Source organism: Bacillus sp. FJAT-27445, from assembly GCF_001510665.1.
Taxonomy (GTDB): domain Bacteria; phylum Bacillota; class Bacilli; order Bacillales; family Cytobacillaceae; genus Bacillus_D.
Map to the genome: position 1 here is coordinate 470378 of NZ_LMTI01000002.1, position 13609 is coordinate 483986.

A 13609-nucleotide genomic window follows, 5' to 3' on the forward strand; every position below is an offset into this window, starting at 1 on the left:
AAAACGCATGGGGAGCCCATGCGTTTACTTTTTAACTGGTTTTAAAAGAGTTGCAATTTTTTCGGAGCCGGTATCGATCGCATGCATATAGGCGGTCATATTTTGATAGTCCATAAGAGACGGGTCTGCACCATACGCCAGTAAAAGTTTTACCGTTTCCTCGTCCTCACCCATAGCAGCGTACATAAGCGCTGTCATCCCCGCATCAGACTCCTGGTAATTCACTTTTGCTCCTGCGGATTTGAGAAGCTCGAGTATTTCTGGATTGCCCTTTTCGGCAGCTGTCATTAGCGGCGTCATTGAATAGCCTGTTTCATAATTCGGGTCTGCCCCTTCATTAAGAAGCATCTTCACCAGTTCAGTATCGCCTGATTTTATTGCCCAATCCAACGCCGTATAGCTGTTATAATCCTCGAATTCAAGGTCGGCTCCATCCTGGGCGAGCTTCTTCGCCTTTTGGGTGTCACCCATGATGACCGCCTGGATGAGAGGAGAAGTTTCCTCTTCGCTCCAGGCTTCCTCTTCCATATCCGGAAAAGGATCAAACGAACCAATGGCTGCAAGACTTGTAAATATCGAAGCTACGAATCCGCTGAATAAAAACACAATAACTAAGCCGTAAGCTGTGCTTCTCAGCCGGCTTTTTTTAATAATTTCAGATGCTTCCCCATCTGCAAAGAAAACCTGAATCTCATGAATTCTTTTCGGCAGCGGAGGATGCGTTGATAAAATCTCGCTAAGCCAAACAAAAAAACCTTTTTCCTGGTTGAGTTGGTTCATATACTCCTGCTGGTTCACGCGGTAAAACACTTTTTTGCCAATCGCCAGCATGGCAAGGCTCGTTTTGGCAGCGGCCGGATTGCCGCTATAGTAAGCTGCGTACCGGTCGCATGTATACTCGCATGCACGCAGATACATTTCTGCAAGGCCGGGAATCCACATTGCCGGAAGAATAAAGGCCATTTTCACTAAATGGTTCCGTTTAATATGGGCTAGCTCGTGAGCCAGGACAAACGTGAGTTCCTCCTCACAGCCTTCTTCGATTAAATCAAAGATTTCAGAGTATACGACAACCATATTTTTTCTGAAAAAGCGGGTAGCAAACGCATTCAGGACGCCTCCCGACTGCATGACGTACACATCGGGGACCTTTCTCAACTCCATTTTCCCGCATAGCTCTTCGACTTTGTTGTAGACTTCCGGGAACTGAGCAGGTGATAGCTTAACCGCATTCGACCTGATTTGCCCCATCATAATTCCATGCAGCAAAAATGAAAAAATAAACAGGCCGACCAGGATCGGCAGCCCAATAATAGACACCGCAAAGAGAATATAAGAAAGGATGCTGCAAAGAAAAACAACCCAAAAGTAAATTTTTTCCTTTCGATAAATCAAATCCCTCGGTGCCGGTTCGTGGTGGTTCAATGAATTCTTTGTCCCCTTTAAGTCAGATAATAGAAATTATAAGTGGTTTATAAGCGGCTGTCACTTGCCTCTTTTTACCATAATTCACACGAGCCATCGGAATGAGGGTTACCTCTTCCCGAAACTGTCTTCTTCGGGGTAATGAAGACAGTTTGGAGCCCATGCACACGCTGAAACTGTCTTCATCCCGGCTCCTGCCACTCATAGTTCACCGCTTTTTAATGTAAAAACTCCCGCCGGAGACCCGGCGGGAGCTGCAACAAATTATTTCAGCCTCGAAAATGCGATTTCGGCAGCTTGGATTGTTTTTTCAATATCTTCGTCCGTGTGGGCAGTCGACAGGAACAGGCCTTCGAACTGGGACGGCGGCAGGAATACGCCTTGGTCAGCCATTTCTCGGTAGTACTGTGCGAAAAATTCAAGATTGGATGTCTTGGCCTTTTCATAGTTTGTTACTTCTTCATTCGTGAAGAAGAAGCCAATCATTGAGCCGGCACGGTTAAACCGGAGCGGGACGCCGTGTTTCGCAGCTGCCTCAGTCAGGCCTTTTTCCAGCATGTCGCCTTTGCGAATGAATTCCTCATAATGTTCAGGTGTCAGCTGGCTCAAGGTTTCGTAGCCTGCTGTCATGGCAAGCGGGTTCCCGGACAGAGTTCCGGCCTGGTAGATTGGACCGCTTGGAGCGATTTGCTCCATGATTTCCGCGCGGCCGCCATATGCGCCAACAGGCAGGCCTCCGCCAATGACCTTGCCGAGGCAAGTCAAATCAGGCGTAACGCCGAAGTATCCCTGTGCGCAATTGTAGCCGACACGGAAGCCAGTCATGACCTCATCGAAAATCAACAAGGCGCCATACTCGGATGTAATGTCGCGCAAGCCTTCAAGGAAGCCAGGAAGCGGCGGAACAACGCCCATATTGCCTGCAACCGGCTCAACGATGATGCCAGCGATGTCCTCTCCAAACTCTTTGAACGCGTAACGGACGCTATCCAAGTCATTGTAAGGAACAGTAATTGTATTTTTAGCAACACCCTCCGGAACTCCCGGGCTGTCTGGCAAGCCGAGCGTCGCAACTCCGGATCCGGCTTTGATCAGCAGGGAATCGCCGTGGCCGTGGTAGCATCCTTCAAACTTGAGGATTTTATTCCTGCCCGTATAGCCTCTTGCAAGGCGGAGTGCGCTCATCGTCGCCTCGGTGCCTGAAGAAACCATCCGAATGATCTCTATAGATGGAACACGTTCCATTACCAGCTTGGCCAATTCATTTTCCATTAACGTTGGCGCGCCATAGCTTGTGCCCAGCTCCGCAACCTTTTTAATTCCTTCGACTACTTGGTCGTTTGTATGGCCAAGAATCAGCGGGCCCCATGAAAGGACGTAGTCAATGTATTCATTTCCATCGATATCGTAGATTTTCGAGCCTTTCCCGCGTGCCATGAAAATCGGGTCCATATCGACCGACTTAAAAGCGCGGACAGGGCTGTTTACCCCGCCAGGCATGAGCGTTTTAGCTTCTTTGAATGCTTCGATTGATTTATCGTATGAGCGCATGAGCTTTCCCTCTTTCTATTTTAGGATGAGCGAGAACCGAACAAAAACAACCTGTCCAAACTATTTAGCCAGCCTTTATTTTTGCTCCTTCAGCCAGCGTGCAGCGTCTTTCGCATAATAGGTGATGATCAAGTCTGCGCCTGCGCGTTTCATCCCTGTCAGCATTTCCAGGACAACCGCTTTTTCATCAATCCAGCCGTTCTGCGCGGCGGCTTTCACCATTGCATACTCGCCGCTGACATTGTAAATGACAACCGGCAAATTGAAGTTGTTTTTCACGTCACGGACAATATCGAGGTAAGGAAGGCCTGGCTTGACGATGAGGAAATCCGCTCCTTCAAGCACATCGGATTCTGCTTCCCTCATTGCTTCAATCCGGTTCGCAGGGTCCATCTGGTATGTTTTCCTGTCTCCGAACTGCGGTGTGCTGTCTGCAGCATCTCGGAAAGGTCCGTAAAATGCGGATGAATACTTGACCGCATAGCTCATGACGGGCACATCTTCAAAGCCAGCCTCATCAAGGCCAGCACGGATTGCTGCAACAAAGCCGTCCATCATGTTGGAAGGCGCGATAATATCAGCACCGGCTTTTGCCTGGCTTATGGCCGTTTGGACAAGGAGCTCAAGCGACGGGTCATTCAGGACGCGATTCCCTTCAACGACACCACAATGTCCATGGCTGGTGTATTCGCAGAGGCATGTATCCGCAACAACAATCAGTTCTGGGTGGCGTTCCTTAATAAATCTAGTCGCCACTTGGACAATCCCGTGATCATGGTAAGCTCCTGATCCGCAATCGTCTTTTGTCGCGGGTACACCGAACAGGATGACGGACTTGATGCCAAGTGAGACAATATCATCGATTTCTTCACCGAGGAGATCCATTGAAATCTGGTAAACCCCTGGCATGGAAGGAACCTCATTCTTGATTTTCTCTCCTTCGATGATGAAGAGAGGGTAAATAAAATCCTCTGCATGAAGATGGGTTTCCCTAACCAGGGCTCTCATATTTGCGCTTGTGCGCAGACGGCGATGACGTGAAAATTGAAGTTCCATTCTGCTAACCTCCGGACATTTCTGGCAAAAGCCAGATTTTCATTTCTTTCTACATTTTATCTTTTTTCTGTATGCTTTCCAAATAATCGATTGTACTGTTTAACATGTCTTCCACAGTATATTGGCCAGGACTGACATGGACGGTGACACCCAGAGATTGCAGCCTCTTTTGGGTAACCGGTCCAATACATGCTACAACACAGCGGTTTGCCAGTTCCCTAAACCCTGATTCTCCAGCTACTTCAATAAAATGGTCGACGGTCGAAGGACTAGTGAACATAAGGACGTCCAGTTCACCCTTTGGAAGCATTTCTTTAAGCTTCGTTTTGCTATCTTCAGGCATATACGTTTCATAGACGACAATTTCTTCGGCAATGGAACCGTGCAGCTTCAGCATTTTGGCAATATGCTCCCTAGCCAGGTTTCCTTTCGGGATAAGGACTTTGCTTCCTTGTTTAATATGTGCGATAAATTCATCAGCGAATACTTCGGCAACGTATTTGCTCGGAATAAAGTCCGGTTCGAACCCTTTTTCTTTTAAAAAGCGACCGGTCCTTTCCCCGATGACTGCTATTTGTGGCAGCTTTTCGGGCTTTCCGTTCGAAAAAAATGATAGGAAGGTTTCAACTGTCACATTGCTTGTAAACACAATCCAGTCATACGTATCCACTGAGGCAAGCACTTTTTTTAGGGAATCGTCCATCCCGACAGGCCGAAAGGAAAGAAGAGGGATTTCAACAGGAATCCCTCCATGCTTTTCAATGAGCCGGGAAAACGGCTTGGCCTGGCTGGCTCCCCTTGGTATAAGCACTTTTTTATTGCTTAGGGGCAGCGGCCTTTTCATTCATGGTCCAGCTCCTCTTTAACACGGTCAATCAGCTCTTTCGCACCTTTTTCAATCATTAATTCTGCAGCCTTTACGCCAAGTTCTTCCGGATTCTGGCCAGTGACAGTTTCCCTGTACACTTCTTTTCCATCCGGTGAGGCGACAAGCACGTTCAGTGTAATGTCACCATTTTCTTCAGCAGTAGCAAAGCCGGCAATTGGAACCTGGCAACCGCCCTCCATCTCTCTGAGGAAGGCACGCTCTGATTGAACCGCCAAGGCAGTCTTTTTGCAGGTGAATTTTTCAAAAATCTCAAGCAGTTCGCTGTCGTTCTCACGGCATTCGATTGCAAGCGCCCCCTGGCCGATTGCCGGGATGCATACTTCGGCATCAATGAACTCCGTAACGACTTCCTTTTCCCAGCCAAGGCGTGAAAGCCCAGCCGCAGCAAGGATGATGGCATCGTATTCACCATTATTCAACTTATCAAGCCGCGTATCAACGTTGCCGCGAATCCATTTAATTTCAAGGTCCGGCCGCTCCAGCAACAGCTGGGAGCTGCGGCGCAGGCTGCTCGTTCCGATGACCGAGCCAGCAGGCAGGTCGGCAAGCTTAACATGTTCTTTTGAGATTAGCGCATCACGGTGGTCTTCCCTGAATGGAATACAGCCGATTGTCAGCCCTTCTGGCAAAACAGCCGGCATATCCTTCATGCTATGGACAGCCATATCGATTTCTTTATCGAGCATTGCCTGTTCGATCTCTTTTACAAAAAGGCCTTTGCCTCCAACTTTTGATAATGTAACATCAAGGATCCGGTCCCCTTTCGTCACAATCTCCTTCACCTCGAACTCGAAGGAAGGGCCGGCAATTTTCTTCAATTGTTCAATAACCCAATTCGTCTGGGTTAATGCCAACTTGCTCCGTCTGGAACCTACAATAATTTTTCTCATTTTAAAAGCCTGGTAACAAAAAGTGTAACAAACTGTAACACTTACCTTATTATGCTACCAGGATTCACCTCCTTCATTTGAATTTATTAACCAATAAATCTTGTTAAAACGCCATAGTAAGGATAGTCTTGAAAGACCGTACCTTTTCAAGATCTTTCCATCAATGGTTGTCATGTTACATTGATTTCTTTCTGGATATAAAGCCGTGATATAAGCAATATAGGATTCCCCGTTACGTTTTGTATACCTTACAAAATCCCGGTGATAAATACCGTTTGCCGATTTTATTTTCTTGTTTGACCTTTTTTTCATGGGTTTTATGACCCAATCTTTCATCTCACATTGTTCTGGATTTACTCTTAAATTACAAATTACAATGGAGTCATTTGCATGAGTCTTTTCAATATCCCAATCAATTCGCTTATTTGCTGTATCTCCACCGGTTGTAGGGTTTAATGGGGCTATTTCTTTCAAAGCTTTTTGCAGATAGGTTTTCCCTTGCATTACATGCATTGCATCCCTGAAAGAAATGCTTTTCCCTTTAATTTTTTGATAGAATCTTTGACTGTGGAGTAACTCTTCCCCTGCTATTTTTTCATGACAAGTTAAACAGAGTGTTATTAAATTATGAATGGAATCACTGCCGTTTAAACGCCTTGGGGTAATGTGGTGCACTTCCATTCTGGTGTTTGTTGCACCGCAATCTTGACACGTATTTCGGTCCCGAAGAATGGCTGCCTTTCTTATATTTTCATCTAGGCGGTTGCTTAGTTGGTATTCCCATCGATATGGGTTATAGCCTTTTTCCAGCGCACGAATATCGATTAAGACATCTTCTAAAAATATTTCATCGATACGCACCCATTTGGTTAGCTGCCTCACTACTCGCAAAATAGAATCTTTCTTCTGTCTGATGCTTGGAGGAATTCTCCCTTCTTTTCTTGAAGAAGAACGATTATCAAACCGAGCTGGACGATACTTTTTGTGATGTCTCCTGTATCGTCGATACCCGCGCCTTACTGCCAATTTTTCCTTTACATCAATTCGAAGTTCAATGGTTCCTTTGAATACAGGTTTATTTTCTGTCCTGCATTCTTGTACTAAAGCAATCCCAACTAACTTGGAACCATCGTCAATGCCTAGATGTATGGGTGTTGAATCAATCTCTTCCTCCGGCACTTCCCTTACAAGTTGAATCACCATAGGAAATTTGCATTTCAAAATAGCTTTCTGTTTCCGAATTAAATACCAAGCTCGTTTTTCTTTTGTTGGAGATAATTTGCGGCCTTGAGCATCTAACACAAAACAATGGGTCATTTCTGACCAACCTCCATAACGGGTATTTTCCTCCTTGCCAATGTCAATGGATAGGACATGCTATTTCGGTGTTTGGTTTCCAAACCCTAGGAAACGGTCTTCCTTATAGCTAACAGAGCAGCAGACTGGTGGACACATCCGCAGGTGTTTCTTTACCTGATTCCACTAACGTAGTTCATCGTGCTATTTCCCTTTCAGGAAACTACACTCACTTAGGCTTGAGAGCACGGAACAGTCTCATCCAAAACGATTGGGTTTCATTTTAGTATGGTTTGATGTAATTTGTTATGGTTTTTCACTAACTGTTCCGAGCTCCTAGTTTACGAATACCAAAAGTGGAATGAAGACAATTTTCCAAACAGGAAAAAATTAATCAATACGATCAGAAATGAAGCAATATTCCATAATGCAAGCGATTTGCCGGCCATGCTCTTGGCAATCCGTAAATATAAATAAATGCTATAAGCGGTCAGCAGCAGGAAGGAGCCGATGACCTTCATATCATACCAGGGCATGTCAGGTACTTTTAAAAATGCCCATTGCATCCCGAGAATAAGGCTTAACAGCAGCATTGGGACGCCGATTACGGCATGTAGGTAGGAAAGCTGCTCTAGCCGGGAGAGGTCCGCTATCCTAACAAGCCTCGTACCCCATTTCTTCCTTTTAAGCAAATCGTATTGGAGCAAGTACAGCAAGGAAAAAACGAACGACATAGAAAATGCCCCGTACGAAAGAATGGCCATTGTAATGTGGATTAGCAGGAGTTCGGAAATGAGCTGCTCGCCTATTACGTGCGATTCATATTGAAGCGGCGCGAAGATATGGATAGCCATGACGATGAAACCAAGGATATTTGTAAAAAAAACGATGAAATCCATCTTCAGCAGCCGATTAATGCCAAGCGACAGGGAAACCAGCACCCATGCATAAAAATAAAGCCCTTCCATGATGGTGAGAACCGGGAACCGGCCTGTTTTTAACATGTAAAAAAATAAAAATGCCGTTTGCAAAACCCATACAAATGCAAGTAACCAGAAGGCAACGCGGTTCGCCTTCCGGTTATGGTGGATAAAATCAAAAAAATATAAAAGCACACTTAAGGCGTAAATAATAACAGTCAATTCGTGCAGTCGCGTCATATGGATGTCAAACATAGACAATACCCCTCTTATTACTGAAAGGAAGCCTGCGGTGCATGAACCATTTCTTTATTGGTTTCGGCTGCTTTCGTTTGTTGTTGCTCTTCGACAAGTTCCTTGATATCAAAGATTGTCATAAACAAATCCAGCGCCTCTTCGGCATCAGGGCGTGCTGCAAGCTCTTTGGCCTGGAGAATCGGATCTTTAAGCAGCTGATTAATTATGCTCTTTGTATGCTTGTTCAATACCTTCTTTTCTCTGTCGGTAAGGTGAGGCAGCTTTCGCTCGATGCTCGTCATCGTATCTGACTGGATTTCATGCGCTTTTTCCCTAAGCGCTGAAATGACCGGGATAACGCCAAGCATGCCAAGCCATTGCTTGAAATCGACAATTTCCTTTTCAATCATCATCATGATGACTGCGGCTGCTTTTTTGCGTTCCTGGAGGTTCGCTTCCACAATACCTTCAAGATCATCGATGTCATATAAAAAGACATTATTCAATTCGGAAATACGCGGGTCAAGATCACGCGGGACAGCAATATCCACCATGAAAAGAGGCTTGCCCTTCCGGAGTTTCTCGACCTGGTCCATCGTTTCCTTCGTGATGACGAAATTATCCGAACCGGTTGAGCTAATAACAATATCTGCTTCAACAAGTGAACACTGCAGTTCCGAAAGCAGCTTTGCCCGGCCTCCAAAACGAGAAGCAAGCTGCTGTGCCTTTTCAAATGTCCTGTTGATGACTGTAACGCTGCCAACCCCGTTTCCATGCAGGTTCTGGGCTGCAAGCTCGCCCATTTTGCCGGCACCAAAAATCAGGACATGCTTATCTTCAAGCGATCCGAATATTTTCTTTGCGAGTTCGACTGCTGCATAGCTTACGGACACGGCATTCGCGCCAATATCTGTTTCAGCATGGCCACGTTTCGCAACTGTAATAGCTTGTTTAAAGAGATGGTTGAATACGGTTCCAGTCGTCCCCTCTTCCTGGGAAAGGAAAAAACTCGAACGCACCTGGCCGAGAATCTGCGTCTCGCCAAGAATCATCGAATTCAGGCCGCAAGCGACATTGAACAGGTGTTCAACAGCTCCATCCCCTTCATAAATGAACAGGAACGGGGAAAATTCACTTTGTTCAAGGCCGAACCACTCAGCAAGAAATTCCTTCATATAATATCGGCCGGTGTGCACCTGGTCAACGACTGCATAGATTTCTGTACGATTGCAGGTCGACAGGATGACGTTCTCAAGAATCGCCTTTTTCCCTTTAAGGGTCCTTGCCGCCTCTCGCAAATCTTCCTGTTTAAATGTAAGCCGCTCACGGATTTCCACTGGGGCGGTTTTGTAATTGATTCCTGCCACTAAAATATGCATCTAGTTAATAACACCCCCAACTTAATCACGTAACTAACTACTCAGATTATATCATGGCCGATTTCTCTATTTGCCCGAAAAATGTGAACAGAAACCGAAACTCTATGGTATCATTAAAAGCGCAGGCGCCTTGGGCAGCCCACTATTGGGTGTCAAGGTACGCCATCTTTTGGTTTAAATAAATTTGTCCATCCTTATGTACATTAGCAAATAAACCGCCATATATCAAGAGAACTCTACTGGAAGCGAGTGTTGGAACAATGAAAAACCAGCAATTATTTCCTGGAATTGTCCTGATTGGTTTCGGGGCTTATTTTTTTCTTCAGCAATCAGGGGTTTCCTTCCTTAAGGACTATTACACATGGCCGACTCTCCTCATTATCGTCGGGGTGGCATTCTTGGGACAGGGGTATTTCACAAGGGACCATGATGCCATCCTTCCCGGGACGATTTTAACGGGATTTGGCCTTCATTTCCACGTAGCCGGCAAGGTGCCGTTTTGGCCGGCCCATATCGGCTCGTTCATCGCAATCATTGCCATAGGCTTCTTGCTCCGCTACCAAAAGACGGGGAATGGCCTGTTTCAGGGGCTCCTTTTCCTTCTGGTCACCATCCTTCTCCTGTTTACGGATAAAGTAGGCGCTTGGCTTGGCGTGGTCCAAAGCAATATGTCGCTTGCCTGGAAATTTTGGCCGGTCCTCCTTATCGCAATCGGCGCTTGGCTTGTATTCGCCAGAAAGAAATGACCGAATGCTTTCTTACCACGGGCGAAAAACAACTAGGGTCGGCAATTTTAAAAAAGGCCTGGCATAGGGTTGAAAACCAACCTTTCTGCCAGGCCTTTCCCTATAGTATTCTACAAACAAATCAACCCATATATTCCTTGAACAGCGCCCACACCTTGTCCTTTCCTTCCCCGGTTTCCGATGAAAAAAGGACAATCGGGTCAGCGGGATCGACATCAAGCGTCTCTTTTGTTATCTTTAGGTGCTTTTGCCATTTTCCCTTCGGAATTTTATCAGCTTTTGTCGCAATAACAATGCAAGGAATCTGATGATGCTTAAGGAAATCATACATCATCCTATCATCCGCGCTAGGCGGATGGCGAAGGTCGGTAATCATGACTACCGCCTTCAGCTGCTCGCGCGACGTGATATAGGTCTCAATCATCTTCCCCCACGCCTCGCGCTCCGTCTTCGACACCTTTGCGTACCCATACCCCGGGACATCCACGAAAAACAGTTCTTCATTAATAAGGTAAAAATTCAGCGTCTGCGTCTTTCCCGGCTTTGAAGATGTACGGGCAAGGTTCCTCCGGTTTAGCAACTTATTGATAAACGAAGACTTGCCAACGTTGGAACGGCCAGCAAGGGCAAACTCCGGCAAAGCAGAATCAGGATACTGTTCCGGCTTCACCGCGCTTATTACAATATCCGCGCTTATTACTTTCATTCTTTTCCCCCATCCGACAGTGCGTGCTTCAGCACCTCATCCACATGGGAAACAAGTACGAATTGCAGTTCATTGCGCACACTTTCAGGTATATCATCAATATCTTTTTCATTATCTTTTGGTAAAATCACTTTCGTGAGCCCCGCGCGATGGGCGCTTAGCGTCTTTTCCTTCAAGCCGCCAATCGGAAGTACCCTGCCGCGCAACGTAATTTCGCCAGTCATTCCGACTTCACGGCGAATCGGCCTGCCTGATAGCGCCGAAACAAGAGCCGTTGCGATCGTAATCCCCGCAGATGGGCCGTCCTTCGGCACAGCACCCTCTGGAACGTGGATATGGATATCATGCTTCTCATGGAAATCCGGTTCAATTCCCAACTCTTCTGCCTTCGAACGGACGTAGCTGAATGCCGCCTGTGCGGATTCCTTCATTACATCGCCAAGTTTTCCTGTTAAGACAAGCTTTCCTTTACCTGGAGAGATGGAAACCTCGATTTGCAGCGTATCTCCGCCTACCGTCGTATAGGCGAGGCCTGTCGCAACGCCAATCTGATCCTCCAGCTCGGCCTGGCCATAGCGGAATTTTGGCTTGCCGAGGAAATCTTCAAGGTTCTTTTCCGTGACAACAACCTTTTTCTTTTCGCCGGCAACGATGATTTTGGCCGTCTTCCGGCAAATCGTGGCCATTTGCCTTTCAAGGCTACGGACACCCGCTTCCCTTGTGTAATAACGAACGGTTTTCAGAATGGCGTCTTCCCTGACCTGCAGGGTACCCTTTGAAAGCCCGTTTTCCTTGAGTTGTTTTGGCAGCAAATGGTCCTTTGCAATGTGGACCTTTTCGATTTCGGTATAGCCTGCAATCGTGATGATCTCCATCCGATCACGGAGCGGTCCCGGGATGGTTGCTAGATTATTCGCAGTCGCAATGAACATGACTTTGGAAAGGTCATATGGCTCTTCAATATAATGGTCACTAAAGTTATGATTTTGTTCAGGATCCAGGACCTCAAGCATCGCAGCCGATGGATCACCGCGGAAGTCGCTTGACATCTTGTCGATTTCATCCAGAAGGAATACAGGATTTATCGTGCCTGCTTTTTTCATCCCTTGAATAACCCGGCCCGGCATAGCGCCGACGTATGTCCTCCTGTGGCCGCGAATTTCCGATTCATCACGTACGCCTCCAAGCGAAACGCGAATGAAATTGCGGTTCAGGGACCGTGCAATCGATCTGGCCAGGCTTGTTTTTCCGACACCCGGAGGGCCTGCAAGGCATAGGATCGGACCTTTCAAGGAGTTGGTAAGCTTTTGCACAGCAAGGTACTCCAGCACCCGTTCCTTGACCTTTTCCAATCCATAGTGATCCTCATTCAATATTTTTTCCGATCGGTCAATATCGAGGTCGTCCTCTGTTCTCTTCGTCCACGGCAATGATACAAGCCATTCGATATAGTTGCGGATAACAGCGCTTTCCGCAGAACTCGAAGGAACTTTTTCATACCGGTCCAGCTCCTTGAACGCGGTCGCCTTAACGTTTTCCGGCATGCCGGCGAGTTCGATTTTCTCCGTCAGTTCAGCAATTTCACCAGTCTTGCCTTCCTTTTCGCCAAGTTCCTTCTGGATGGCCTTCATCTGCTCGCGCAAATAGTATTCCTTTTGGGTCCGCTCCATGGACCTCTTTACACGCTGGCCTATCTTCTTTTCAAGATTCAGGACTTCCTTTTCGTTATGGATGATGTCGACAACCTTGGACATGCGTTCCTTTACATCGATTGTTTCAAGGATTTCCTGCTTGTCCTTAAGCTTCAGGGGCAGATGGGAGGAAATGATATCCGCCATCCGGCCTGGCTCTTCAATATCCGCCACGGATGAGTAGGTTTCAGCAGAGATCTTTTTGGACATTTTTATGTATTGCTCGAAGTAATCCAGCATCGTCCTCATCAAGGCCTGGTCTTCTACATCCTTTGTATTCCTGTCCTCGTATGCTTCGACGCTGACAGAAAAGTAGTCGTCCAAATCATCGAAGGAAACAATCCTTGCCCTTTGAAGGCCTTCGACCAATACACGGATTGTGCCGTTCGGAAGCTTCAGCATCTGCTTGACCTTTGTCAGTGTGCCGATATTGTATAAGTCTTCCTCAGCCGGCTCATCTATCGAAATATCCTTTTGGGTTGTTAAAAAAATCAGATGGTCATCAACCATCGCTTTTTCGAGTGCCTGAACAGATTTTTCCCGTCCTACATCCAAGTGGAGAACCATTGTAGGATAGACCAGCAAACCCCGAAGCGGCAGAAGGGGGACGATTTTATCATTGGTTTCGGCCATTACCCTTGCACCTCCAAAATGCAATCAATTATCCTAAAGTTAGGATTTGTCTTTGTACAATTCTATCTTATTTAAGAAAGCGTGTCTAATATATCGTTATAGAACTTGCCCGATGATAAACACGTTGGCCACCGCTTAGTATCCTTATGGCCGCTAGTTTTATTTTTCCTGAAAAAAGAAACTTCGGGCC

At 46.5% G+C, this 13609-nt stretch carries 11 protein-coding genes; 1 reads left to right on the plus strand and 10 read right to left on the minus strand.

The window, feature by feature from the left end; translation table 11 throughout:
* Positions 1–24: 24 nt before the first annotated feature.
* The 8 genes from AR337_RS07025 to hemA form a co-directional block, all read right to left on the minus strand.
* Positions 25–1425 carry a M48 family metallopeptidase gene (locus AR337_RS07025; RefSeq protein ID WP_059171300.1) on the minus strand — a complete coding sequence of 467 codons (1401 nt, stop codon included), beginning with the start codon at positions 1423–1425 and terminating at the stop codon, positions 25–27.
* Between the two features lie 264 nt (positions 1426–1689).
* A complete protein-coding gene (gene hemL, locus AR337_RS07030) occupies positions 1690–2976 on the minus strand; it encodes a glutamate-1-semialdehyde 2,1-aminomutase (protein ID WP_059171301.1) in 1287 nt (428 codons plus the stop codon).
* 75 nt (positions 2977–3051) lie between these two features.
* Positions 3052–4032: a porphobilinogen synthase gene (hemB, locus tag AR337_RS07035; RefSeq protein ID WP_059171302.1), complete on the minus strand. Its 981-nt coding sequence runs from the start codon at positions 4030–4032 to the stop codon at positions 3052–3054.
* 49 nt (positions 4033–4081) lie between these two features.
* Entirely contained in the window at positions 4082–4876 is a 795-nt protein-coding gene (locus tag AR337_RS07040; protein ID WP_059171303.1) for a uroporphyrinogen-III synthase, read from the minus strand.
* Positions 4873–5811 (minus strand): hydroxymethylbilane synthase, encoded by a 939-nt coding sequence (hemC, locus tag AR337_RS07045; RefSeq protein WP_059171304.1) that lies wholly within the window; start codon positions 5809–5811, stop codon positions 4873–4875. The genes AR337_RS07040 and hemC overlap by 4 nt, the downstream gene beginning before the upstream one ends.
* 54 nt (positions 5812–5865) lie before the next feature.
* Entirely contained in the window at positions 5866–7128 is a 1263-nt protein-coding gene (gene iscB, locus AR337_RS07050; protein WP_059171305.1) for an RNA-guided endonuclease IscB, read from the minus strand.
* A gap of 320 nt (positions 7129–7448) precedes the next feature.
* Positions 7449–8282 (minus strand): cytochrome c biogenesis protein CcsA, encoded by an 834-nt coding sequence (gene ccsA / locus AR337_RS07055; RefSeq protein ID WP_059171306.1) that lies wholly within the window; start codon positions 8280–8282, stop codon positions 7449–7451.
* Positions 8283–8299: 17 nt separating this feature from the next.
* On the minus strand, positions 8300–9643 hold the full coding sequence (hemA, locus tag AR337_RS07060) for a glutamyl-tRNA reductase (protein WP_059171307.1): 1344 nt from the start codon (positions 9641–9643) through the stop codon (positions 8300–8302).
* 260 nt (positions 9644–9903) lie between these two features.
* Here hemA and AR337_RS07065 point away from each other — a divergent pair, with 260 nt between their 5' ends.
* On the plus strand, positions 9904–10389 hold the full coding sequence (locus AR337_RS07065; RefSeq protein ID WP_059171308.1) for a DUF5668 domain-containing protein: 486 nt from the start codon (positions 9904–9906) through the stop codon (positions 10387–10389).
* Between the two features lie 121 nt (positions 10390–10510).
* Here the strand turns inward: AR337_RS07065 and yihA are convergent, their stop codons facing one another.
* Both yihA and lon read right to left on the minus strand, forming a co-directional pair.
* Positions 10511–11095, minus strand: coding sequence for a ribosome biogenesis GTP-binding protein YihA/YsxC (gene yihA, locus AR337_RS07070; protein WP_059171309.1), 585 nt, complete (start codon positions 11093–11095; stop codon positions 10511–10513).
* Entirely contained in the window at positions 11092–13419 is a 2328-nt protein-coding gene (lon, locus tag AR337_RS07075; protein ID WP_059171310.1) for an endopeptidase La, read from the minus strand. Before lon ends, yihA begins: the two co-directional genes overlap by 4 nt.
* Between the last annotated feature and the right edge of the window lie 190 nt (positions 13420–13609).